This window comes from Streptomyces violens (assembly GCF_000717745.1).
Classification (GTDB): Bacteria; Actinomycetota; Actinomycetes; order Streptomycetales; family Streptomycetaceae; genus Streptomyces; species Streptomyces violens.
On record NZ_JOBH01000007.1, the window covers coordinates 155603 to 179395 of the forward strand.

The 23793-nt window shown below is 72.8% G+C and carries 23 protein-coding genes and 1 riboswitch; of the genes, 12 read left to right on the forward strand and 11 right to left on the reverse strand.

Annotated elements, in window-relative coordinates:
- Positions 1-233 precede the first annotated feature (233 nt).
- Both IF04_RS0115335 and IF04_RS0115340 read right to left on the reverse strand, forming a co-directional pair.
- Positions 234-989 carry a methyltransferase gene (locus tag IF04_RS0115335; protein ID WP_030256568.1) on the reverse strand — a complete coding sequence of 252 codons (756 nt, stop codon included), beginning with the start codon at positions 987-989 and terminating at the stop codon, positions 234-236.
- A 410-nt stretch (positions 990-1399) separates the two neighbouring features.
- On the reverse strand, positions 1400-1891 hold the full coding sequence (locus IF04_RS0115340) for an SAV_6107 family HEPN domain-containing protein (protein WP_030256571.1): 492 nt from the start codon (positions 1889-1891) through the stop codon (positions 1400-1402).
- Between the two features lie 196 nt (positions 1892-2087).
- On the opposite strand from IF04_RS0115340, the gene IF04_RS0115345 reads away from it, so the two are divergent.
- From IF04_RS0115345 to IF04_RS0115360, 4 genes are all read left to right on the forward strand, one after another.
- Positions 2088-2939, forward strand: a complete 852-nt coding sequence (locus IF04_RS0115345) for an ATP-binding cassette domain-containing protein (RefSeq protein ID WP_030256576.1) — start codon at positions 2088-2090, stop codon at positions 2937-2939.
- Positions 2911-5121: a YhgE/Pip domain-containing protein gene (locus IF04_RS0115350; protein ID WP_030256578.1), complete on the forward strand. Its 2211-nt coding sequence runs from the start codon at positions 2911-2913 to the stop codon at positions 5119-5121. Before IF04_RS0115345 ends, IF04_RS0115350 begins: the two co-directional genes overlap by 29 nt.
- A 32-nt stretch (positions 5122-5153) precedes the next feature.
- On the forward strand, positions 5154-5807 hold the full coding sequence (locus IF04_RS0115355) for a TetR/AcrR family transcriptional regulator (protein ID WP_037959638.1): 654 nt from the start codon (positions 5154-5156) through the stop codon (positions 5805-5807).
- A 448-nt stretch (positions 5808-6255) separates the two neighbouring features.
- Entirely contained in the window at positions 6256-7797 is a 1542-nt protein-coding gene (locus IF04_RS0115360) for a phytoene desaturase family protein (RefSeq protein ID WP_030256582.1), read from the forward strand.
- A 22-nt stretch (positions 7798-7819) separates the two neighbouring features.
- Here IF04_RS0115360 and IF04_RS0115365 read toward each other — a convergent pair whose 3' ends face one another.
- From IF04_RS0115365 to IF04_RS0115385, 5 genes are all read right to left on the reverse strand, one after another.
- Entirely contained in the window at positions 7820-8878 is a 1059-nt protein-coding gene (locus IF04_RS0115365; protein WP_030256585.1) for a hypothetical protein, read from the reverse strand.
- A gap of 36 nt (positions 8879-8914) precedes the next feature.
- Entirely contained in the window at positions 8915-9832 is a 918-nt protein-coding gene (metF, locus tag IF04_RS0115370) for a methylenetetrahydrofolate reductase [NAD(P)H] (protein WP_030256589.1), read from the reverse strand.
- A gap of 180 nt (positions 9833-10012) precedes the next feature.
- Positions 10013-10663 carry a thiamine phosphate synthase gene (gene thiE, locus IF04_RS0115375; RefSeq protein ID WP_030256592.1) on the reverse strand — a complete coding sequence of 217 codons (651 nt, stop codon included), beginning with the start codon at positions 10661-10663 and terminating at the stop codon, positions 10013-10015.
- 82 nt (positions 10664-10745) lie between these two features.
- On the reverse strand, positions 10746-11111 hold the full coding sequence (locus IF04_RS0115380; protein ID WP_030256595.1) for an Rv2175c family DNA-binding protein: 366 nt from the start codon (positions 11109-11111) through the stop codon (positions 10746-10748).
- A gap of 90 nt (positions 11112-11201) precedes the next feature.
- A complete protein-coding gene (locus IF04_RS0115385) occupies positions 11202-12380 on the reverse strand; it encodes an NAD(P)/FAD-dependent oxidoreductase (RefSeq protein WP_051831281.1) in 1179 nt (392 codons plus the stop codon).
- Positions 12381-12577: 197 nt separating this feature from the next.
- Positions 12578-12691, forward strand: a riboswitch (TPP riboswitch).
- On the opposite strand from IF04_RS0115385, the gene thiO reads away from it, so the two are divergent.
- From thiO to IF04_RS0115410, 5 genes are all read left to right on the forward strand, one after another.
- The gene (thiO, locus tag IF04_RS0115390; RefSeq protein WP_030256600.1) at positions 12689-13918 is read left to right on the forward strand and encodes a glycine oxidase ThiO; all 1230 of its coding nucleotides are present in this window, start codon (positions 12689-12691) and stop codon (positions 13916-13918) included. (Overlaps the previous riboswitch by 3 nt.)
- Positions 13915-14163, forward strand: coding sequence for a sulfur carrier protein ThiS (thiS, locus tag IF04_RS0115395; protein ID WP_051831266.1), 249 nt, complete (start codon positions 13915-13917; stop codon positions 14161-14163). The genes thiO and thiS overlap by 4 nt, the downstream gene beginning before the upstream one ends.
- 9 nt (positions 14164-14172) lie before the next feature.
- Entirely contained in the window at positions 14173-15027 is an 855-nt protein-coding gene (locus tag IF04_RS0115400; protein WP_078600343.1) for a thiazole synthase, read from the forward strand.
- Between the two features lie 150 nt (positions 15028-15177).
- Complete coding sequence (gene pknB, locus IF04_RS0115405; protein WP_030256607.1) at positions 15178-17169, forward strand: Stk1 family PASTA domain-containing Ser/Thr kinase; 1992 nt, start codon at positions 15178-15180, stop codon at positions 17167-17169.
- Positions 17170-17235: 66 nt separating this feature from the next.
- The gene (locus IF04_RS0115410; protein WP_030256609.1) at positions 17236-18120 is read left to right on the forward strand and encodes a deoxyribonuclease IV; all 885 of its coding nucleotides are present in this window, start codon (positions 17236-17238) and stop codon (positions 18118-18120) included.
- A gap of 27 nt (positions 18121-18147) precedes the next feature.
- Here the strand turns inward: IF04_RS0115410 and IF04_RS0115415 are convergent, their stop codons facing one another.
- Entirely contained in the window at positions 18148-18771 is a 624-nt protein-coding gene (locus IF04_RS0115415; protein ID WP_030256613.1) for a sulfite oxidase-like oxidoreductase, read from the reverse strand.
- A gap of 155 nt (positions 18772-18926) precedes the next feature.
- Here IF04_RS0115415 and bfr point away from each other — a divergent pair, with 155 nt between their 5' ends.
- The gene (gene bfr, locus IF04_RS0115420) at positions 18927-19403 is read left to right on the forward strand and encodes a bacterioferritin (protein WP_030256616.1); all 477 of its coding nucleotides are present in this window, start codon (positions 18927-18929) and stop codon (positions 19401-19403) included.
- A 16-nt stretch (positions 19404-19419) separates the two neighbouring features.
- On the opposite strand, the gene IF04_RS39775 is transcribed toward bfr, so the two are convergent.
- The 3 genes from IF04_RS39775 to IF04_RS0115435 all read right to left on the reverse strand — a co-directional run bounded on the left by IF04_RS39775 (position 19420) and on the right by IF04_RS0115435 (position 22699).
- Positions 19420-19734 carry a (2Fe-2S)-binding protein gene (locus tag IF04_RS39775; protein WP_425428421.1) on the reverse strand — a complete coding sequence of 105 codons (315 nt, stop codon included), beginning with the start codon at positions 19732-19734 and terminating at the stop codon, positions 19420-19422.
- A 134-nt stretch (positions 19735-19868) separates the two neighbouring features.
- Positions 19869-21218 (reverse strand): class II 3-deoxy-7-phosphoheptulonate synthase, encoded by a 1350-nt coding sequence (locus tag IF04_RS0115430; RefSeq protein ID WP_030256621.1) that lies wholly within the window; start codon positions 21216-21218, stop codon positions 19869-19871.
- A 98-nt stretch (positions 21219-21316) separates the two neighbouring features.
- The gene (locus IF04_RS0115435) at positions 21317-22699 is read right to left on the reverse strand and encodes an aminotransferase-like domain-containing protein (protein ID WP_030256623.1); all 1383 of its coding nucleotides are present in this window, start codon (positions 22697-22699) and stop codon (positions 21317-21319) included.
- Between the two features lie 121 nt (positions 22700-22820).
- Between IF04_RS0115435 and IF04_RS0115440 the strand changes: the two genes are divergently transcribed.
- Together IF04_RS0115440 and IF04_RS40390 are read left to right on the forward strand one after the other, a co-directional pair.
- Positions 22821-23627 carry an alpha/beta fold hydrolase gene (locus IF04_RS0115440; protein ID WP_030256625.1) on the forward strand — a complete coding sequence of 269 codons (807 nt, stop codon included), beginning with the start codon at positions 22821-22823 and terminating at the stop codon, positions 23625-23627.
- Between the two features lie 10 nt (positions 23628-23637).
- A complete protein-coding gene (locus tag IF04_RS40390) occupies positions 23638-23694 on the forward strand; it encodes a trp operon leader peptide (protein ID WP_223733736.1) in 57 nt (18 codons plus the stop codon).
- The last annotated feature ends 99 nt before the right edge of the window (positions 23695-23793 follow it).

A 23793-nucleotide genomic window follows, 5' to 3' on the forward strand; every position in this document is an offset into this window, starting at 1 on the left:
CAGGGAATCGCCCCCGTGAAACCCGCCCCTCTACGCCAATTCACTGTCCGCGCCACCATGGTGGCCGATGGTGATGCACCCTGCATTCCCCATCCGCCCTCCCGCCATGCCGGACGTTGTACCTCCGATCATACGGGGCGAAGCGGCTGATCGGGGGCCCTGTGGCCGACTGCACCCGGCAGTCGGTGTTCGCCTCGCGGCGCGCGCCCGGCCGATGCAGGGGCCAGGGCCCGTCAGCCGCGCTCGGCGAGGACGTGCAGCTGGGTGGCGACGGAGTGGAAAGCGGGGAGCTCGGCGGCCGCTGCCTCGAGCTTCAGCAGGGCGTCCATGGCCCCGGGCTCGGTGTCGACGAGCACGCCGGGGACCAGGTCGGCGAAGACCCGCACTCCGTGCACCGCGCCGACCGCGAGGCCGGTACGGGTCACCAGCTCGGTGAGCTGCTCGGCAGTGAAGCGGCGGGGCACCGGGTCGCCGTCGCCCCAGCGGCCCGCGGGGTCGCTCAGGGCGCGCTGCGCCTCGGTGAAGTGGCCGGCGAGGGCGCGCGCCAGCACGGCGCCGCCCAGGCCCGCGGCGAGCAGGCTCAGCGTGCCGGCGGGGCGCAGCGCGGCTACGGCGTTGCGGACGCCCTCGGCCGGGTCGTCGACGTACTCCAGTACGCCGTGGCAGAGCACCGCGTCGTAGCCGCTGCGCTCGACGACCTCGAAGAGGCCGTGCGCGTCGCCCTGGACGGCGCGCACCCGGTCGGCCACGCCTTCCTCGGCCGCCCGGCGCTCCAGGGCGAACAGCGCGTTGGGGCTGGGGTCGACCACGGTGACGCGGTGGCCGAGCCGGGCGACGGGCACGGCGAAGTTGCCGGTGCCGCCGCCGGTGTCCAGGACGTCCAGGGCGTCACGCCCGGCGGCCTTGGCCCGGCGCTCCAGGGCGTCCTTCAGGACCTCCCAGACCACGGCGGTACGAAGGGATGCGCGCGGGCGCAGCGGGTCAGACACGGCGGGTGGCTCCTCGCGGGGGCATGTACTGATAGGCGCCTCCCACCCTATGGGGTCGCGCACCCTCCGCGACGCCCGCGCACCACCGAACCGCGCCCGGCGGCCGCTCCGGGCCTTTCCCGGACGGTTTGCGGCCGCCCGGGAAAGGCCCGGAGCGGGGCGCGCTTCCCGGGAATTACCTTCCGTCCAAGCGACGGAACACGGGCGGAAAGGGACGGGGCCGGGAATGGCAAAACGGGGAATACGCCCCCGCATTTCACGGCGACCGCTCGCCCGGGAACGGCGAGCTTCCCGGTTCACCCCCTTCCGGCTGCACGCGCTTTCGGCCACGCCGTTTTCGGCCGCGCCGCTTCCGGCCACGCGCGCGTCCGTCCGGCCGCGCGCCGCCCCAGGGGACCCGCCGCCCCCGTCTACCCGGCGCGCGTCCGCGGTGGCGGGAGCAGTGGTTGCAGGGCCAGCAGGCGTTCGACGAGGCGGAGGAAGTGGGCGGCGGCGCGCAGGAGGTCATCGGCCTCCCGGGGGCCGGCCGCCCCGGGTATGCCCGCTTCGGCGCGGGCCCGGCGCTCGGCGCCGGCGGCGAACAGGGCGCTCCACTCCGATAATTCGGGCGCGACCTCGGGCAGCACCTCCCAGGCGCTGCGGATGCGCTGCCGGCGGCGGAGCGTCGGCTCGGGCCGGCCCCGTACGGCCAGCACCGCGGCAGCGGCGCGCAGGGCGGCGAGGTGAGCCGTCGCGAAGCGTTCGTTGGGGGCTTCCAGGGACGCCGCCTCTTCCAGGCCGCGCTGGGCCTTGGCCAGCAGGTCGAGGGCGGCCGGCGGGGCGGCCGTCCGGCGCAGGACGGGGTGGACATCGCTCGGGGGACCGTACGCAGCGGAACCTGCCCCAGTGGGACGAGTTGCCATGACGAACCTCCTGTCGTCGCATAACGGCTCGGAACCGCACAACCCATCGTGAGGCACACCACTGACAATCGCCCTGACCTGCACTTTCACCCTGTAGTCGAGATCACGCCACGCTCCCCCGCGGCCGACTTGCGCCCACCCGGGCACCATGCGGCATACTTTTTGCACTGACTGGTCAGTTCAAGAGGGAGGGAACGTGGACAGCACCCCGCACGGGGCGGCGGTCAAGGCCCAGGGCCTCGGGGTCAAGGGACCTCGCGGCTGGGCGTTCCAGGACGTCGACATCACGGCCGAGCCCGGCGCGCTGATCGCGATCGAGGGGCCGTCCGGCTCGGGCCGCACATGTCTGCTGCTCGCGCTCACCGGACGCATGAAGACGGCCGCGGGAAAGGCCCGGGTGGGCGGCCTTTCGCTGCCCAAGAAGAAGGCCGCCGTACGGGCGGTCACGGCACTGGCCCACGTGCCCGGCGTCGCCGAGCTCGACCCGGCCTTCACGGTCGCCGAGCACCTGCACGAGCGCGCCCTGCTGCAGCGCCGCTTCGGCAGCCCGGTACGCGCCCTGCTGCGCCCGCGCCGGGAGCGCCGTGCCGAGGCCCGGGGCCGGATCGACGCCGCGCTGGAGGCCGCCGGGCTCGACCCGGAGACGCTGCCCAAGGGCGTACGGACGTCCGTACGGGACCTGGAGCGGCTGGAGGCGCTGCGGCTGTCCGTCGCGCTGGCGCTCATCGGTGCGCCGCGGCTGCTGGCCGTCGACGACACCGACATGAAGCTGTCGGACGAGGAGCGCGTACAGGCGTGGGCGCTGCTGCGCGGGCTGGCCGCCGCCGGGACGACGGTACTGGCGGTGTGCAGCCAGGCCCCCGAGGACGCGCTCGTGGTCTCCACGGCGCGGCGCCCGGAGAAGCCGCGGCCCGAGCCGGAGGCCGAAACGGCCCCGGAAGCGGAAGCGGGACCGACCGCGGAACCGGAGTCCGAAGCGGGCACCGAGAAGAACATCAAGAACGAGGAGGGGGCGGCGGATGCGCTCGCCGAAGCTGGCCGCGCTTGAGCTGAAGCGGTTCGGCAGGGGGAAGCTGCCGCGCGCGGCGCTGGTGGCCCTCCTGCTGCTCCCGCTGCTCTACGGTGCGCTCTACCTGTGGTCCTTCTGGGACCCGTACTCGCGCCTGGACAAGATCCCGGTCGCGCTGGTCAACGCCGACCGGGGCGCCTCGGCGAAGGGCGAGCAGATCAACGCCGGCGACGAGCTCGTCAAGGGCCTGAAGGACAGCGACACCTTCGACTGGCACCCCGTGAGCGCCGCCGACGCGGCCAAGGGGGTCGAGTCGGGCACGTACTACCTGTCGCTGACCGTCCCCAAGGACTTCAGCAACTCGATCGCGTCCAGCTCCGGCGACCACCCGGAGGCCGGCGAGCTGAAGGTCCGTACGAACGACGCCAACAACTACATCGTCGGGCAGATCTCCAAGACGGTCTTCTCCGAGGTGCGCGCCGCGGCGTCCGCGAAGTCCTCGCGCGGCTTCCTGGACAAGATCTTCGTGTCGTTCTCCGACCTGCACGACGCCACCAAGAAGGCGGCCGACGGTGCCTCCGAACTGAAGGGCGGCATCGGTGAGGCCAAGAAGGGCACCGGTGACCTGAAGGACGGCCTGGACAGCGCCAAGAAGGGCAGCGGCGACCTGGCCGACGGGATCGACACCGCCAAGAAGGGCAGCCACGACCTGGCGAACGGTCTGAAGGACCTCGACTCCGGGGCGGGCAAGCTCGACACGGGGGCCGGCCAGGTCTCCAAGGGCGCGGGCCAGGTGGCCGACGGCACCCAGAAGCTCGCCGACAAGGTGAACGAGGCCAACAAGGCGGTGGGTCCCTTCGTGCACGCGCACGGCAAGGAGATCGGCGACGCCGCGCGTCTGGTGGCCGACGGCTCGCAGGCCATCCGGGACAACCTCGACAAGCTCCCGAAGGCCGCCTCGGACGGGGCCACGGCCTCCCGGTCGCTGGCCAACCAGGTCGCGGCCTTCTACAAGCTGCGCTGCGAGAACGCCCTGACCGACCGCGACCCGTCCTGCACCGAACTCAAGGACATGCGGGACAAGTCCGATGCGGCGGCCGACAAGGCCGAGGAGGTCAGCGGCCTGGTCCGGAACGAGAAGAACCTGGCGCAGCTGGGCAAGGACCTGGACCAGGTGCACCGGCTCGCGAGCGCGCTGGCCGAACACGGCCCCACGCTCGGCCAGGACCTGGACACGGCCGTCCAGCAGATCAACGACCTCAACAAGGGCGCGCACGCGGTGGCCACGGGTGCCGACAAGCTGGCCACCGGAGCGGGCGACCTGCACGAGGGGACCGGCACCGCCAAGAAGGGCGGCACCGACCTGGACAGCGGTCTGGGCAGGCTGCAGACCGGCGCCGGCGATCTGGACGAGGGCGTGGGCAAGCTGAAGAACGGCGCCGAGACCCTGAACGGCGGCATGTTCAAGCTGTCCGACGGCTCGGCGAAGCTGGCCGGCGGGCTGCACGACGGCGTCAAGCAGATCCCGGACTACGACAAGGACCAGCGGGACGCCCGTACGGGTGTGATGTCCGACCCGGTGCAGCTCGCCTCGGGCTCGGCGCACAAGGCGCCCAACTACGGGACGGGCTTCGCCCCGTACTTCATCCCGCTGTCCCTGTGGGTCGGCGCGATGGTCGCCTACATGCTGATCCAGCCGCTGAACCGGAGGGCGCTGGCGGCCGGCGCGAGCGCCCTGCGGACCGCGGTGTCCGGCTGGCTCCCGGTGTTCGCCATCGGGGTGCTGCAGATCGCCGCCCTGATGTCCGTGCTGCACTTCGGGCTGGGCCTGGAGATGATGAACGCGGCGGGCACGATCGGGTTCCTGGTACTGGCCACGGCCTGCTTCGCGGCCATCGTGCAGTGGCTGAACGCGCAATTCGGCGCCGCGGGCCGGATCCTGGTGCTGGCGCTGCTGATGCTCCAGCTGACCTCGGCGGGCGGCACGTACCCGGTGCAGACCAGTCCCGGCTTCTTCAACGCGCTGCACCCGTACCTGCCGATGACGTACATCGTGGAGGGGCTGCGCCGCCTCATCACGGGCGGTGACCTGACACCAGTGTGGCAGGGCGGCCTCGTGCTCGCGGCCTTCACCGTGGGCGCGCTCGCGCTCACCACGTGGACCGCGCGCGGCCGGCAGGTCGTACGGATGAAGGACCTGCACCCGGAGCTCAGCTTGTGAGCAGGCACACCGCAGGGGGCACAATCGCCTCCATGGACAGCTCCAACACGCGTCGTGAGGCCACCCGGCGCAAGCTCTTCGAGGCCGCGGTGACACTCATCGCCGAACAGGGTTTCTCCTCCACCACGGTGGACGAGATCGCCGAGCGGGCGGGTGTCGCGAAGGGCACGGTCTACTACAACTTCGCGAGCAAGAACGTGCTCTTCGAAGAGCTGCTCCGGCACGGCGTGGAGATGCTGGCCGCCTCGCTCCAGAACGCCGCCGACGAGGTGGCGGAGCGGGGCGGCTCCCGGGTCGACGCGCTGGACGCGATGATCCACGCGGGGCTGTACTTCATCTCGCAGTACCCGGCGCTCACCCAGCTCTACGTGGCCGAGCTGTGGCGTACGAACCGGACGTGGAACTCCACGCTGATGATGGTGCGGGAACGGGCCGTCTCCGTGGTCGCCGACGTCATCCGGGACGCGGTGGCCGGCGGCGAGCTGAGCGAGGAGATCGACATTCCGCTGACGGCTTCCGCGCTGTTCGGAATGGTGCTGGTGGCGGCGCTGGACTGGCAGTCCTTCCAGCCGGACCGGTCGATCGACGACGTGCACGCGGCGCTCTCCCGGCTCCTGCAGGGGCGGGTGAGCGGCCATCAGCACGCGGGCGGCGCCGGTGCCGAGGCCGGAACCTGCCCCTCCTGAGGATGAGCACCCAGCCCTGAGTACACGTACTCAGAAGGCGAGATGAGTAGGTACGCGGATGGGCCGCGACCTGCGCAGACGGGAAAGTGGAGGCCACGGAGGGGAAGCCGGCGCCGGCACCGCCGACACGGGGCGGCGGAACGGTGCGGCATCCCCGACGTGGCAGGGGGAGCCCGGGGGAACGGGGCTCCACGGGGGAGCCACGGGGGAACGGGGCTCCACGCTCCACGGGGGAGCACGGGGGAAACACGGGGGAAGCCGAGGCAACTCGGTGGAACGGGGGAAGCCGGGGAAACCCGGTGGCACGGGGGAAGTACGGGGGACGCGCTGTCCTGGTCGGATCGAAGGGGGAACGATCCGCGCCAGGGCAGCGCGTTTTTTCCTGCCTCGGCCCCAGGTCGGAGGCCGCCCCGCGGCGTTGTCAGTGGTCGCCGATAAAGTCTCGTACATGGCACGGATTGCGGTGATCGGCGCCGGGACGGGCGCGATGGCGGCCGCTGCCCGGCTGGCCGTCGCGGGCCACCAGGTGGCGGTGTGGGAGCGCGGCGAGACCTACGGCGGCTCGCTGCGGCGGTTCGAGCGCGCCGGTTTCGGCTTCGACACCGGACCCGGGCTGCTGCACCTCCCGGCCGTGCAGCGCGACCTGTTCGTCAAGACCGGCCGCGAGCCGCTGGAAAAGCTCGTCGACCTGGTCCAGGTCGACCCGGCGAGCCGCCATGTCTTCCCCGACGGCACCGACGTCGCCCTGCCGAACGCCTCGCGGGCCGGCGTCACCGAGGCGCTGGACCGGGCGCTCGGCGCGGGCGCGGGCGAGCGCTGGAGCGCGCTGCTGGGCCGCGCCCGGGATGCCTGGGACCGGACTCGACGACCGCTGCTGGAGGAGCCGCTGTGGCCCGACTGGCAGGTGCTGGGCCGCGAGCCGTATCCGGCCGTCGGCCGCAAGGGCCTGCTCAAGCGGCGCCCGGCGCGCACCCTCGCCGAGGTCGCGGCCCTGGAGCTCAAGGACCCGCGGCTGGTCGCCCTGCTGGAGAGCCATGCGCTGGCGTACGGCTTCGACCCGCGCACCGCCCCCGCGAGCGCCACGGTCCTGCCGTACATGGAGCAGACCTTCGGCTCGTGGTACGTCGGCGGCGGGCTGCGCGCGCTGGCCACGGCGCTGTACGAGCGCTGCCTGGCCAGGAAGGTGGAGTTCACCTTCGGGGCCGAGGTGCGGCGGCTGGTCGTCAAGGACGGCCGGGCGGCCGGGCTGGAGCTGGCCGACGGGCGGGTGGCGGACGCCGACGTGGTGGTCGCGGGTGTCGATCCGTGGACGCTGGCCGGGCTGACCGGCGACTCCCCCGGCGCGGCCGGGCAGGTCCGCGGCGCGGACGACGTGCTGCCGCCGGCGACGCCGCCGAGCGGGCGGTTCAGCGTGCTGCTGGCGCTGCGCGGTGCCCGGGAGGCGGGCGCGGCGCACCGTACGGTCGTGCACGCCGCGGACCGGGAGGCGGAGCTGACCGGCGTCTTCGGGGGCGGCGGGCTGCCGCAGGCGCCCACGGTGACGGTGCTGCGCCCGGACGATCCGGCGCAGCGGCCCGACGAGGCCCACGAGGCGGTGACGCTGACGGTGACGGTCCCGGCGCATACGGAGGACGGCTCGGGGGGCGTCGACTGGGCGGCGGACGGGGTGGCCGAGGCGTTCGCCGACCGGGTGGTCACGGCGGCCGCCGCCGCGGTGCCGGACCTGGCGGACCGCGTCCTGTGGCGGGAGATACGGACGCCGGCGGACACCTCCGCCGACACGGGCGCGCGGGGTGGCGCGGTGCCCGGCCCCGCGCTGGCCGGCCTGGACGGACAGGCCCTGCACCCGGCCAACCGCACGCGGATACCGGGCCTCTACACGGCCGGCGGCTGGTCCCACCCGGGCGGCGGCCTGGCCCATGCGGGCATGTCCGGCGCACTGGTGGCCGGCCTCGTCGTCAACGGCGACGACTGGCGCGGCTCGCAGTAGCGGGACCACCCCGGGCGCGCCCTCAGTACCGGTACTGCTGCTCGTCGTGCCCCTGCTGCGGATAGCCGTAGCCCTGGTGCTCCGGCTGGTACTCGGGCTGGTGCGGGGGCTGTTCGGGCGGGAGGTCGCCGCCCGCGCGCTGCTGGGGGACCCAGACGCCGCCGGGCGGGGTCTCCGGCCCCGCGCCGTAGTGCTGGCCGTCGTAGCCCCCGCCGTACTGCTGCTGGGCGTGACCGTAGGGGTCCTGCCCGCCATAGGGGTCGTACGGACCGGCCTGCGCGTAGGGGTCGTACGGCGCGGCGTACGGATCCTGGCCCGCGTACGGATCGCCATAGCCGGCCTGGCCGCCGCCGTAACCGCCATAGGGATCGGCGGCGTAGCCCTCGTGGGCGGCGGCGGGCTCGTAGTAGCCGCCGTACGGGTCCTGCGGTTCCTGTCCGGGCCGGGCGTCGGTGCTGTAGATGCCGTACTGGCCGGTCTCGTCGGGCAGCGGCTGCGGGGCGTAGACCGGCGTGACCCGGGTGGCGTCGCCGCCGTACGGGTCGGCGTAGCCGTCCGGGCGGGCGTCGTAGGCGTCCGTGTACGAGGCCGCGACGGCGTCGGGCGAGTAGCCGGCGGGACCGGCGTACCCGGCCTCGTTGCCGTAGTCGTCGGCGTCGTGACGGCCCTCGGCGCCGTGGCCGTCACCGGCCTCCTGCGGGCCGTGCCGGTCGTCGTCCGGGAACGGGGCGGCCGCCGGTGCGAAGGCCGCGCCGGCGGTCTCCCGGGCCGATTCGGCGGCGGCCTTCCGGCCGCCCGAGCGCCGTCGGCCGCTCACCCGGGGCCGGCCGGCCTCGAGCGCCCAGCCCATCGTGAAGCCACGCCGGAAGGAGAGCGTGACGTAGGTCTGGCCCACCGCGAAGGCGATTGCGCCGATCGCGATGACCACGATGGACGGCAGGATCACGCCGATGACGACGCCGAGGAAGCCGAAGAAGGCCAGCAGCCGCCAGCGGAGCCGGGCCTTGTACTGCAGCAGGACCTCGCCCAGCAGCCAGAGCGCCACGACGCCGAAGGCGAGGTAGAGGATCGTCCAGCCCATGTACGCCCCTGTTTCCGCCGCTGTGGGCCACCGTGGTCAGGTCTGCTGGTGCAGACCCAGATTCTCGTAGATTTCCAGCGTCGCCGTGGAGTGGTTCAGGGTAATGAAGTGCAACCCCGGAATGCCCTCGGCGGTCAATCGTGCACACAGCTCCGTGGCGTACTCGATACCAATGGAGCGTACCGCCGCGGGATCGTCCTTGACGGCCAGGATGCGTTCCGCCAGCTCGGGCGGGAAAGCCGCATTGCTGAGCTGCGCGAACCGCTCGATCTGCCGGACGTTCGTGACCGGCATGATCTCCGGGATGATCGGCGTTTCGCAACCGGCGGCGGCCACCCTGTCACGAAGGCGCAGATAGTCCTCCGCGTAGAAGAACATCTGGGTGATCGCGAAGTCGGCGCCCGCACGGCACTTGTCCACGAAGTGCCGGATGTCGGTGTCCCAGTCGGTGGAGCGCGGGTGCATCTCGGGGAAGGCGGCGACGCCCACGCAGAAGTCGCCGGACTCCTTGATCAGCCGGACCAGGTCGGCGGCGTACGCGATGCCCTCGGGGTGGCGCACCCACTCGCCCAGCGGGTCGCCGGGCGGGTCGCCGCGCAGCGCGAGCATGTTGCGGATGCCGGCGTCGGCGTACTGGCCGATGATGTTCCGCAGGTCGGCGATGGAGTGGTTGACCGCGGTCAGGTGGGCGACCGGGGTGAGCGTGGTGTCCGTGGCGATCCGCTCGGTCGCCCGGACGGTGCCCTCACGGGAGGTGCCGCCGGCGCCGTAGGTCACCGACACGAAGGTCGGGGCGACGGCCTCGATGCGGCGAATGGCCTTCCACAGGGTCCGCTCGCCCTTCTCGGTCTTCGGGGCGGCGAACTCGAACGAATAGGACCGCTTGCCGGAAGCGAGCAGTTCGCGCACCGTACGCGCGCGGTCAGTCCTGGTGGAAGCTGTACCTAGGGCCATACCGGCAGGTTAACCACCGGCCAGGCAGGCCCCCAACCACGTACGGCTCTATGCCCCGGTTTGCCGGTTTCCTGTTCACCAGTCGGACACTTCACGTCAGACCGCTGCTCATCGGCCCGGGGCGCCGCGCCCCTCTGTACGCGGAGCATCACACGGCGTACGTTCCCGTACGCCACCGCGTCACGCTTCGTACGCGCGGATCCGCTTCGCCAGCTCGGCCGCCGCCGCGCCCGGATCCGCGGCCTCGGTGAGCGCGCGCACCACCACGACCCGGCGGGCGCCCGCCGCCAGCACCTCGTCCAGATTGCCCGCGTCGATCCCGCCGATCGCGAACCAGGGGCGCTCGGGGCGCTGCGCCGCTGCGTACCGCACGAGGTCCAGGCCCGGGGCGAGCCGGCCCGGCTTGGTCGGGGTGGGCCAGCAGGGGCCCGTGCAGAAGTAGTCCACGCCCGGCTCGGCGAGGGCGGCGTCCACCTCGGCCTCGGCGTGCGTGGACCGGCCTATCAGGACGTCGTCGCCGAGGATGGCGCGCGCCGCGGGGACCGGCAGGTCGCCCTGTCCGAGATGGAGCACGTCGGAGCCGATGGCGTGCGCGACGTCCGCCCGGTCGTTGACCGCGAGGAGCTTGCCGTGCCGGCGGCAGGCGTCCGCGAAGACCTCCAGGTGCGCCAGCTCCTCGCCGGCCTCCATGCCCTTGTCGCGGAGCTGCACGATGTCCACGCCCGAGGAGAGCACCGCGTCCAGGAACTGCGGCAGGTCGCCCTGCTCCTTGCGGGCTCCCGTGCACAGGTAGAGGCGGGCGTCGGACAGGGCCTGTCGTGCGGTGCTCATCGGGTCTTCCCCCCAGACGGGGCGTACGGACCGGGCCGGCCGGTCCGTACGCCCTTCGGTTGCGGCGGTGGTGGCGGGTGTGTCAGACGGCGAGCGCCTGTGCCCGGCGCTTCACCTCCGTGCCGCGATTCTCGCGCAGCGCCTGCGCGGGCGTCCCCGGCAGGGTCTCATCCGCGGTGAACAGCCACTCCAGCATCTCTTCGTCGGTGAAGCCGTCGTCCCTGAGGAGCGTGAGCGTCCCCACCAGGCCCTTGACGACCTTGCCTTCCTTGATGAACTCGGCCGGCACCTGGAGGGCCCTGTTCTCACCGCGGCGCACCGCGATCAGCTGGCCCTCCTTGACCAGCTGCCGGACTCGGGTCACCTCGACACCGAATTCCTCGGCGATGTCGGGGAGGGTGAGCCAGGCGGAAACCAGTCCATCGATCTTTGCGTCAATCTCGGTCACCCCCCAAGCGTGCCATCCCCCACTGACAGTCGGTAGCCGGGCATCGCCATCAGTGCACACCACCGGCCACAGCGGGCGGCCGCGCAGCCGCTAATGCACCTGCGCCGCAGCCGATTTCAGCGGTACCGAGGCGTCCGCCGCGGCCGTCCGGTCCAGCAGCGCGCCGCGCTCGATGAGCTTGCGGCCCTGCGCCAGGTCGCGCGGCCGCCCCACGGCCAGCAGCGCCACCAGCGCGCCCTCCCGCAGCCACAGCACCGTCCAGGCCGCGCTCGCGGGGTCGCCGCGCCAGATCAGCTCGTCGGCGACGCCGTGGTACCCGGCGCACTGCACGAACCGGCCGAACTGCTCCGACCAGAAGTAGGGCACGGGGTCGTACACCGTGCCCTCCACCTCGCACCGGGCGATGTTCGAGGCGACCGTGCGCGGCCCCTGGAGGGCGTTGTCCCAGTGGTGCACGAGGAGCCGGCGGCCGTAGCGCGTGGACGGGAAGGAGGCGCAGTCGCCGACCGCGTACACATCGGGCACCGAGGTGCGCAGCCGCTCGTCGGCCCGTACGGAGCGGTCCTCGCACAGCTCGACACCGGAGCCGGCCAGCCAGTCCGTGGCGCAGCGCGAGCCGATGCCGATCACCACGGCGTCCGCGGGCAGCGACGTGCCGTCGGCGAGCAGGACGGCGCCCTCTTGCACGGCGGCGACTCTGGTACCGGTACGGAGCGTGGCGCCCGCGGCGGCGTACCAGCGGGCCATGTGGGCGGCGACCTCTTCGGGCAGCGCGCCGGCCAGCGGGCGGTCGGCGGCCTCCACCACGGTGACCTCGCAGCCGGTCTCGCGGGCCGCGGTGGTGAACTCCGCGCCGATCCAGCCCGCGCCCACCACCACGATGCGCTGCTGCGCGGCCAGCACCGGGCGCAGCCGCTCGGCGTCGTCCAGGGTGCGCAGCACGTGCACACCCGGTACGCCCTCGCTGCCCGGGAGGGTCATCGCCTCCGCCCCCGTGGCGATGACCAGCCGGTCGTAGGGCACCGGGCCGGCGTCGGTCAGTACCTCATGGGCGTCGGCGGCGAGTCCGGTGACACTCCTGCCGAGCTCCAGCTCGATCCCGAGGGAGGCGAAGTCGACGTCGAAGGCCGAGCCGTCCGCCTTGCCGAGCAGCACCGCCTTGGAGAGCGGCGGCCGGTCGTAGGGCGGGTGCGGTTCGGCGCCGAGCAGGGTGATCGTGCCGCGCCAGCCCTGTTCGCGCAGGGCAACGGCGGTCTGCACGCCCGCCATCCCCGCGCCGGCGATGACGACGCGGCGCGAGCGGTCGGGGGTCCGCGAGTACTTGCTCTGCTGGCTCACCTGATCACTCTAGGACGCGCCCCTTCGGGGGGCTCAGCACCTCGCGACGAGATCTCTGACACAGGGTCACGCTCCGGCCGCGCAGAGCACCCTTACGGCGCGTCGGGCGCCCGTACTACTCTGACGGCACTTGTACTCGCGGGAGCCCGGACGCACCGGGCTGAGAGGGAGGCTGCGGCGGCCTCCGACCGTACGAACCTGATCCGGGTCATGCCGGCGAAGGGAGGGGCTGGACACCTATGCATCCACCTGCACAAACACCTTCGGGGACGGCTGCCGGGCGACCCGACGTGGTGATCGTCGGGGGCGGTCTCATGGGGCTCGTGACGGCCTGGCGGGCGGCCCAGCGGGGCCTTGCCACCACCGTCGTGGACCCGGAGCCGGGCGGCGGCGCGGCGCGCGTCGCGGCCGGCATGCTGGCCGCCGTCACCGAGCTGCACTACGGCGAGGAAACGCTCCTGGGGCTGAATCTCGACTCCGCGGCGCGCTATCCGGCGTTCGCCGCCGAGCTGGCCGAGGCGAGCGGCCAGGACCTGGGACACCGGCGGTGCGGCACGCTCGCCGTGGCCCTGGACGCCGACGACCGCGCCCATCTGCGGGAGCTGCACGCGCTGCAGCGCCGCTGCGGCCTGGACTCGGAGTGGCTGACCGGCCGCGAGTGCCGGAAGCTCGAACCGATGCTCGCGCCGGGCGTGCGCGGCGGGCTCCGGGTGGACGGCGACCACCAGATCGACCCGCGGCGGCTCGCCACGGCCCTGCTGACGGCCTGTGAGCGGGCCGGGGTGGCGTTCGTACGGGACCGGGCCGAGCGGCTGACGGTGACCGGGGACCGGGCCACCGGCATCGAGCTGGCGGACGGCACGGCGCTGCCGGCCGGGCAGGTCGTGCTGGCGGCGGGCAGCTTCAGCGGGCGGCTGGCCGGGGTGCCCGAGCACGTACGGCCGCCGGTCCGGCCGGTCAAGGGCCAGGTGCTGCGGCTGCGGGTTCCCGCCGCGTACGGCCCGTTCCTGTCCCGCACCGTGCGCGCCGTGGTGCGCGGCGGCCCGCTCTATCTGGTGCCGCGCGAGAACGGTGACATGGTCGTCGGCGCCACCAGTGAGGAGCTGGGCTGGGACACCACGGTGACCGCGGGCGGCGTCTACGAGTTGCTGCGCGACGCGCACGAGCTGGTGCCGGGCATCACCGAGCTGCCGCTGACCGAGACGATCGCCGGGCTGCGCCCCGGGTCGCCCGACAACGCGCCGCTGCTGGGCCCGACCGCCCTGCCCGGCCTCCTGCTGGCCACCGGCCACTTCCGCAACGGTGTGCTGCTCACCCCCGTCACCGGCGACGTCATGGCCCACGCGCTGACCACCGGCGCGCTGCCCGAAGAGGCGCGGCCCTTCACGCCGCTGCGCTTCGGGCCCGCAGCCGCCTCTCCCCCCGTACAGGCGCCGCAGCGCGCCGCACTCCAGGAGCAGACCGCATGACCGCCTCGAAGGCACCCGGCCCCACCGCCCCCCTTGCCGCGCCCGTCACCGTCTCCGTGAACGGCGAGCCGCGCGAGATCCCCGGCGGGCTGCCGCTCGACCGGCTGGTGGCCACGCTGACCACCGCCTCCAGCGGGGTCGCCGCCGCCGTCAACGAAGAGGTCGTCCCGCGCAGCCAGTGGGCGGCGACGCCGCTCGGCAACGGGGACCGCGTCGAAGTTCTCACCGCAGTCCAGGGAGGCTGATCCGTACAGATGGCCGATACGTACACCATCGAGGAGACCGCCGCCCCCGAGGCGGCGACAAGCGCGGCACCCGAAGCCGACCCGCTCGTCATCGCCGGTACCGCCTTCCGGTCCCGGCTGATCATGGGGACCGGCGGCGCGCCGAGCCTGGACATCATGGAGCGCGCCCTGCTGGCCTCCGGTACGGAGCTGACCACCGTGGCGATGCGGCGGCTGGACCCGACCGTGCAGGGCTCGGTGCTCTCCGTACTGAACAGACACGGCATACGTACGCTGCCGAACACCGCGGGCTGCTACACGGCCGGCGAGGCGGTGCTGACCGCCCGGCTGGCCCGGGAGGCGCTCGGCACGGACTGGGTGAAGCTGGAGGTCGTCGCCGACGAGCGGACCCTGCTGCCGGACCCGGTGGAGCTGCTGGACGCGGCCGAGACGCTGGTCGACGACGGGTTCACGGTCCTGCCGTACACCAACGACGACCCGGTGCTCGCGCGGAAGCTGGAGGACGTGGGCTGCGCGGCGATCATGCCGCTGGGCTCCCCCATCGGCTCCGGGCTCGGCATCCGCAACCCGCACAACTTCCAGTTGATCACCGAGCGGGCCGGGGTGCCGGTCATCCTCGACGCCGGCGCGGGCACGGCCTCGGACGCCGCGCTGGCCATGGAGCTGGGCTGCGCCGCCGTGATGCTGGCCTCGGCCGTCACCAGGGCGCAGGAGCCGATCCTGATGGCGCACGCCATGCGGCACGCGGTCGAGGCGGGCCGGCTGGCGTACCGGGCGGGCCGCATCCCGCGCCGCCACTTCGCCGAGGCGTCCTCGCCGGCCGCCGGAATGGCCGAGCTGGATCCGGAGCGGCCCGCCTTCTGAGGCAGCACGGGCAGGGGCGCCGGAAGGCCCGCCACCGGCGCCCCGACCTGTGCCGCACGCCCCTCCGCCCGTTACCGTTCGGCTGCAGTCCGGCCCGTACGGTACGGAGGGCATGAGGGCGGTGGACAGCTGCTCGTAGACTCGTCTGCCGTGGATACCACCCTTCAGGACCCCCTGGTCGGACAGCTGCTCGACGGCCGCTACCGCGTCCAGGCGCGCATCGCCACCGGCGGGATGGCGACGGTCTACCGCGCCGTCGACACCCGGCTGGACCGCGTGCTCGCCCTGAAGGTGATGCACCCCTCATTGGCCGCCGACGCCTCCTTCGTCGAGCGCTTCATCCGGGAGGCGAAGTCGGTGGCCCGGCTGTCGCACCCGAACGTGGTCGGCGTGTTCGACCAGGGCACCGACGGCACATACGTGTACCTCGCCATGGAGTACGTCGCGGGCTGCACCCTCCGGGACGTGCTGCGCGAGCGCGGCGCCCTGCAGCCGCGCGCCGCGCTGGACATCCTGGAGCCGATCCTGGCGGCGCTGGGCTCGGCGCACCGGGCGGGCATGGTGCACCGCGACATGAAGCCGGAGAACGTACTGATCGGGGACGACGGCCGGGTCAAGGTCGCCGACTTCGGCCTGGTCCGCGCGGTCGATACCAACACCACAGCCACCACCGGCACGGTGCTGGGCACCGTCTCCTACCTGGCGCCCGAGCAGATCGAGGACGGCAGCGCGGACACCCGTGCGGACGTCTACGCCTGTGGCGTGGCGCTCTACGAGATGCTCACGGGCAGCAAGCCGCACGGCGGCGGCACCCCCGCCCAGGTGCTCTACCAGCACCTCCACGAGGACGTGCCGGCGCCGTCCGCGCTCGTCCCGGGGCTGCCGCCCGAGCTGGACGACCTGGTCGTCGAGGCCACCGCGCGCAACCCCGAGGTGCGTCCGCAGGACGCCGTCACGCTGCTCGCGCTGGCCCGCAATGCGCGCGCTGCGCTTACGGACGAGCAGCTGGACGCGGTGCCGCCGCAGGCGAAGGCCGCGACCGGGCCGGCCGGTGCCGAGGACCGTACGAGCGTGATCCAGCGCGCGGCCGCGGTACAGCTCTCGCTGCCCGAGACGGCCGACGTGGTCGACGCCGCCGACGACACGGCGGGCCACACCGCCCGCCTGGAGGTGCCGCCGGCCGCGGACGGGACGACGGGCCGGCTGCCCACGGGGGCAGCGGGCGGGGCACGGCGCGCGGAGACCGCTCGGGCACCGCGCCGCAGGACGCTCTTCGTCGTCCTCGCGCTGCTGGCCGCGCTGCTCGCGGGGACCGGCGTCTGGTACATCACCACCGGCCAGTTCACGACCGTGCCCACGGTGCTGGACATGACACAGGCCAAGGCCGAGCGGACGCTGCACGGCGCGGGCCTGGACGTGAAGGTGCGGCGGGCGTACAGCTCCACCGTGGAGCGCGGGCACGTGATCTCCACCGACCCGGAGAACGGGCAGCGCATCCGGGGCACCGGCACGGTCACCGTCACGCTCTCCAAGGGCCCGGACATCGTCTCGGTACCGGACCTGTCCGGCACCCCGGTCGCCGACGCCCGGCGCAAGCTGCGGGACCAGGGGCTGACCCCGGGGACCGAGCGCAGGGCGTTCAGCGACGAGGTGGCCAAGGGGTCGGTGATCCGTACGGACCCGGATGCGGGGGCCAAGCGGCGCCCCGGTACGGCCGTGGCGCTGACCGTCAGCCGGGGCAGCGCGATCGACGTGCCGGACGTGGTCGGCGACGACCGCTCGGACGCGGCGGCGGAGCTGCGGGAGGAGGGCTTCCGCGTGAAGTTCGCCGCGGAGCCGGTGTACTCGGAAGAGGACAAGGGCGCGGTCGCGCGGCAGTCCCCCGGGGCGGGCGGAACGCTGGGCAAGGGGGACACGGTGACGCTCACGCTGTCCAAGGGGCCGCAGATGGTCGAGGTGCCGGACGTCGAGGGCCAGAAGGTGGACGACGCGAAGCAGGCGCTGACCGCCGCGGGCTTCGAGGTCGAGGTGAAGAAGCCGTTCTTCTTCCCGACGGACACGGTCGGCAGCCAGTCCGTCGACGCCGGTGACACGGCCCCGAAGGGCAGCACGATCACCATCACCCTGGAGAGCAAGCTCTGAGGAGCACTGACAGCTGAGGCGTACCTGACAGCCGGGGACGCCCGGCCGCCTGGCACCCTTGAAGGTGTGAGCACTTCCCCGCAGCGCGCCCGTGAGCGCAATCCGATCGGCGGCCACGTCCCCGTGGCCGGCGGTCTCGCCAAGGTCGGCATCCCCTACGCACAGGAGATCGGCGGCGAGTCCGTCCAGGTCTTCGTCGCCAACCCGCGCGGCTGGGCCACCCCGCCCGGCAATCCGATGCAGGACGAGGCGTTCCGCACGGCCTGCGCGGAGCGTGACATCCCCGCGTACGTGCACGCGCCGTACCTGATCAACTTCGGGTCGCACAACCCGGTGACCGTCGAGAAGTCGGTGGAGTCGCTGCGGCACTCGCTGCGGCGCGGCCGGGAGATCGGGGCGCTCGGCGTGGTCGTGCACACCGGCTCGGCGACCGGCGGACGGGAGCGCGCCACGGCGCTGGCGCAGGTACGGGAGTACATGCTGCCGCTGCTGGACGAGCTGACCCACGACGACGACCCGTGGCTGCTGCTGGAGTCGACGGCCGGGCAGGGCGCCTCGCTGTGCTCGCTGGCGGAGGATCTCGGGCCGTACCTGGACGCGCTGGACCGGCACCCGCGTGCGGGGCTCTGCCTGGACACCTGCCACGCGTTCGCGGCCGGGCACGACATGGCGGCCCCCGGCGGCATGAAGGCGCTCCTGGACGAGTTGGTGGACGTCGCGGGCGAGGGCCGCCTGAAGCTGATCCACGCCAACGACTCCAAGGACGTGGCCGGAGCGCACAAGGACCGCCACGAGAACATCGGTTCCGGCCACATCGGCGCCGAGCCGTTCCGCGAGCTGTTCCGGCACCCGGCGACCGCGGGCGTACCGCTGGTGATCGAGACGCCGGGCGGCAAGGAGGGCCACGCGACGGACGTGGCGCGCCTGAAGGAGCTGCGGGACGGCGACTAGAAGGCGGGCACGGCGCGGGCCCGGGGCTCAGAGCTCCGGGCCGTCGCCCGGCTCCTCCTGGTAGGAGTAACGCTGCTCCCGCCACGGGTCACCGAGGTTGTGGTAGCCGCGCTCCTCCCAGAAGCCGCGGCGGTCCGCCGTCATGTACTCGATGCCGCGCACCCACTTGGGGCCCTTCCAGGCATAGAGGTGCGGCACGATGAGCCGTACGGGGAAGCCGTGTTCCGCGGTGAGCAGTTCGCCGTCCCGGTAGCAGGCGAACAGGCAGCGCTCGTCCGCGAAGTCCGCCAGGGGAATGTTCGAGCTGAATCCGTATTCGGCCCAGACCATCACATGGGTGACGTCCGGGGCCGGCGGTGCCAGGTCGAGCACCGTACGCGTCAACACCCCGCCCCATTCGGCACCCAGCATGCTGAACTTCGTCACGCAGTGCATATCGGCGACGACGGTGGCATACGGCAGCGAGGTGAATTCCTCGTGCGTCCAGCAGTGCTTGTCACCGTCGGCCGTGGCGCCGAACACCCGGAATTCCCAGCGCTCGGGGCGGAACTTGGGAACGGGTCCGTAGTGCGTGACCGGCCATCCGCGCTGCAGACGCTGCCCCGGAGGGAGCTGCGGAGGCTCCTCTTCGCGGCTATCCGGCTGACCCATGCCCCCATGGTGTCAGACCGGAAGGGGTGGTGATGACCAGGGCGGGACCGATTCGGGCAACTCCCACTAAGCGTGCACTTACTGGACGCTCGGCGCGCCCCGGTGCAAGGATGCCCGGCACCTGTTAGTCGACGTGTGGAAGGAGCCCCGCAGTCATGCAGGGAGACCCCGAGGTCATCGAGTTCCTCAACGAGCAGCTGACCGCCGAGCTGACCGCGATCAACCAGTACTTCCTGCACGCCAAGATGCAGGAGAACAACGGGTGGCCGAAGCTCGCCAAGTACACCCGGTCCGAGTCGTTCGACGAGATGAAGCACGCCGAGGTCCTCACCGACCGGATTCTCTTCCTGGAGGGCCTGCCCAACTATCAGCGGCTCTTCCACGTCCGCATCGGCCAGACGGTCACCGAGATGTTCCAGGCGGACCGGCAGATCGAGGCCGAGGCCATCGACCGCCTCAAGCGCGGCATCGAGGTCATGCGCAACAAGGGCGACATCACGTCGGCCAATATTTTCGAGAGCATCCTCGCCGACGAGGAGCACCACATCGACTATCTGGACACCCAGCTGGAGCTGGTGGAGAAGCTCGGGGAGCCGCTGTACATCGCGCAGCTCGTCGAGCAGCCGAGCTGACGGGCCGCGGAAGCGCTCAGGCGGCTTCGGGGTACCGGGCGGGCGGCTCGACGATCTCGGGCTCGGCCGGCTCGACGACGGACGTCCCGGACACGGCCGGTTCCGCCGGATCGGCGGCCAGCGGTGCCGCGTCCCCCTGGTCGATCAGCGTGCGGCGGGGGCAGCTGCCCCGCCCGAGGAGGGCCTGTATGCGGCGCACGCAGCCGCCGCAGTCGGTGCCGGCCTTGCAGGCGGAGGCGATCTGGCGCGGCGTGCAGGCGCCCGTCCCCGCGTGCTCACGCACCTGCTCCTCGGTGATGCCGAAGCACGAGCAGACGTACACGCGGTTCACCCCCGTACCTTTCCCGTAGCTTCGGATGATCTTGAGTGAGGTTACCCTTACCTTACCCGCCATGGCGGGCGCTTAACAACGCAGTGGGGCGCGGATCACAGGATCCGCGCCCCACTTTGCGTCTACGCGCCCGTCTACTGGTCCCGGTACATCTCCGCGACCAGGAATGCCAGGTCCAGCGACTGGCTGCGGTTCAGCCGGGGGTCGCAGGCAGTCTCGTACCGCTGGTGGAGGTCGTCGACGAAGATCTCGTCGCCGCCGCCCACACACTCCGTGACGTCGTCACCGGTGAGCTCGACGTGGATGCCGCCCGGGTGCGTGCCGAGCGCCTTGTGGACCTCGAAGAAGCCCTTGACCTCGTCCAGCACGTCGTCGAAGCGCCGGGTCTTGTGACCGGAGGCGGCCTCGTACGTGTTGCCGTGCATCGGGTCGGTGATCCACGCGACCTGCGCACCGGAAGCGGTGACCTTCTCCACCAGCGTGGGCAGCTTGTCGCGGATCTTGTCCGCGCCCATCCGGGTGATGAAGGTCAGCCGGCCCGGCTCGCGGTCCGGGTCCAGCCGGTCGATGAGCGCGAGGGCGTCCTCGGGCGTCGTCGTCGGGCCGAGCTTCACGCCGATCGGGTTGCGCACCTGCGCGGCGAACTCGATGTGCGCGTGGTCCAGCTGCCGGGTGCGCTCGCCGATCCACAGCATGTGGCCGGAAACGTCGTACAGCTTGCCGGTGCGCGAGTCCGTACGGGTCAGCGCCGTCTCGTAGTCCAGCACCAGCGCCTCGTGCGAGGCGAAGAACTCGACGGTCTTGAACTCCTCCGGGTCCACGCCGCAGGCGTTCATGAAGTTCAGCGCCCGGTCGATCTCGCGCGCCAGCGCCTCGTAGCGCTGGCCCGAGGGCGAGGACTTCACGAAGTCCTGGTTCCAGGCGTGCACCTGGCGCAGGTCGGCGTAGCCACCGGTGGTGAAGGCACGCACGAGGTTCAGCGTCGCGGCGGAGGCGTGGTACATCCGCTTCAGGCGCTGCGGGTCCGGGATCCGGGCCGCCTCGGTGAACTCGAAGCCGTTGACGGAGTCGCCGCGGTACGTCGGCAGGGTCACGCCGTCGCGGGTCTCGGTCGGCTTGGAGCGCGGCTTGCTGTACTGGCCGGCGATCCGGCCGACCTTGACGACGGGCACGGACCCGGCGTACGTGAGGACGGCGCCCATCTGGAGCAGCGTCTTGAGCTTGTTGCGGATGTGCTCGGCCGATACCGCGTCGAACGCCTCGGCGCAGTCGCCGCCCTGCAGCAGGAACGCCTCGCCACGGGCGACGGCTCCCAGGCGCTCACGCAGCTGGTCGCACTCGCCCGCGAAGACGAGCGGCGGATAGGACTCGAGCTCCGCGATCACATCGCGCAGAGCCTCTTGGTCCGGCCAGTCAGGCTGCTGCGCCGCGGGCAGGTCTCGCCAGGTGTGGCCACCGGCGTGGATTTCAGCGTTCACGGTCACCTCGTCAACATTACGGGGTTCTCGTCGGCGTCCAGTACGCCGACCGCAGTATGAGACGCGCCCCACAAAGGACACACCGCCCCCGGAGACCGCGCAGCTCACTCCGGGAATGCGTCCTCCGGGGTGCCGCGGGCCACGGCCGCCAGGGTGCTGAGCGCGTACGGCAGCAGGTCCGGCGGCGCGCCCGCCAGGGCCAGGCGTACGGCGTGCGGCGCGGGCGCCGCGCCCTGCGCGCCTTCGGGGGCGACCGCGAAGGCGGTGCCCGGGGTGACCGCGATGCCGCGCCGCGCGGCGGCCGCGAGGAAGCTCTCGGCCCGCCATCCCTCCGGCAGCTCCCACCAGGCGAAATAGGACCGCGGGTCGGCGCTGACGGCGAATCCGTCGAGGTGTCTGCGGATCAGGGCCTGGCGGTCCGCCGCGTCCCGGCGCTTGGCCCTCACGATGCGGTCCACCGTGCCGTCGGCCAGCCAGCGGGTCACGGCCTCCAGCGCGAAGCCGGTGGCGGTCCAGCCACCGGACCGCAGGGCGGACGCGACGGCGTCCCGCCGGGCGGCGGGCGGGAGCACGAGGCCCACGGTCAGCCCCGGGGCCAGCCGCTTGGAGAGGCTGTCGACGAGGACGGTCCGCTCGGGGGCCAGGGCGGCGAGCGGGGGCAGGTCCGTCTCCTGGTGCAGAAACAACCAGATCGCGTCCTCCACGGCCCACAGGTCCAGCTCGCGGAGGGTGTCGGACAGCTCGACACGGCGCGGGGCGGGCATGGTCACCCCGAGCGGGTTGTGCAGCGTGGGCTGGAGGTAGACCGCGTGCAGCGGCGCCGAGCGGTGGGCGGCCCGTACGGCCTCGGGGCGCAGCCCCTGCGCGTCCATGGCGAGCGGCACGAGCGTCACCCCGATCCGCGCCGCGATGGCCTTGACCAGCGGATAGGTGTACGCCTCGACGCCGAGGCGGCCGCCCGGCGGGACCAGCGCGGCCATCGCCCCGGCCACCGCGTGCCGCCCGTTGCCCGCGAAGAGGACCCGTTCGGGGTCGGGGGCGAAGCCCGTACAGGTGAGGAGCGCCGCGGCCGCCGTACGGGCGGGCGAGTGCCCGGCCGGGCCGATGGGCCGCAGGGCCGCGTCGAGCGCGTCCGGGCGGAGCAGCGGGGCCATCCCCTCGGCGAGCAGCGCGGCCTGCTCGGGCACGACCGGGTAGTTCAGCTCCAGGTTGACGCGGGTCCCGGCGTCCGGGGCCGCGGGCTCGGCGAGCGCGGGGCCGGGGGTGTGCTGGGCGGCCCGGACGAACGTGCCGCGGCCGACCTCGCCGACGGTCAGGCCGCGGCGGGCCAGCTCGCGGTAGACGCGGTGCGCGGTGGAGTTGGCGATGCCGTGCGTACGGGCGAAGGCGCGCTGGGTCGCCAGCCGGTCGCCGGGCCGCAGGCGCCCCGCGGCAATATCGGCGGCGACGGCGTCAGCGATACGCAGATAGTCGTCCGTGCCGGCCATAGGAATCCCCCAGATTGCACCGAGAGCAATGTTTTTATTGCACCGAGATTGTGCGGCCCATAGCATCGAGCCGTCAAGAGGCATCGATGCCTCAACGGCCATACGGGAGGGGCGAGTTGCCATGGGCATCGCGGAGCTGGAAGGCGGCGTACGGATCGCCTACGAGGACCGGGGCGAAGGTCCGCCGGTCCTCCTCGTGCACGGCCACCCCTTCGACCGGACCATGTGGGCGCCGCAGACCGCGTTCTTGGCCGGCAGCGGATTCCGCGTCATCGTTCCCGACCTGCGCGGGTACGGCGGCTCCCCGGCGACGGGCCCGCTCGACGGGCTCGCGGACTTCTCCCGCGACCTCGCCGCGCTCCTGGACCGGCTCGGCGTCGACGAGCCCGTCGTACTCGGCGGACTGTCCATGGGCGGCCAGATCGCGCTCGACTTCTGCCGCCTCTTCCCCGAGCGCGTACGGGGTCTCCTGCTCGCCGACACCTCGGCCCCGGCCGAGACCGCGGCCGGCAGGGAGTGGCGGAACGCCATGGCGGACCGGCTGCTGCGCGAGGGCCTGGCCCCGTACGCCGACGAGGTGCTCGACAAGATGATCGCGCCACAAACGATCACGAACCGCCCCGAGGTGGCCGCGCACGTCCGCCGGATGATGCGCTCCACGCCCCCCGAAGGAGCGGCCGCCGCACTACGGGGCCGGGCCGAGCGCCCCGACTACACCGCGCTGCTCCCCCGGATCACCGTCCCCGCCCTCGTCGTGGTCGGCAGCGAGGACACCTACACGCCGCTCGCCGATGCCCGGTACCTGCACGACCGCCTCCCGGACAGCGATCTCGCGGTCATCGAGGGTGCAGCGCACCTGCCGAACCTGGAGCGGCCCGGGGCCTTCGACGCCGCGCTGGAAAAGCTGCTCCGCCGCACCATCAGGTAGGGTGCGAGGCATGTTCGCGCAGACAACCATGAACTGGTGGTGGACCGCTCATCCGGCGGCCCACTGATTCGCGCGCACACCACAGACTTCGCGAAGGCCGCCCGAGGGGCGGCCTTCCGGCGTTTTCCGGGCCGTTCCTCTCCCCAGACCCTGTGTGAGAAGGACG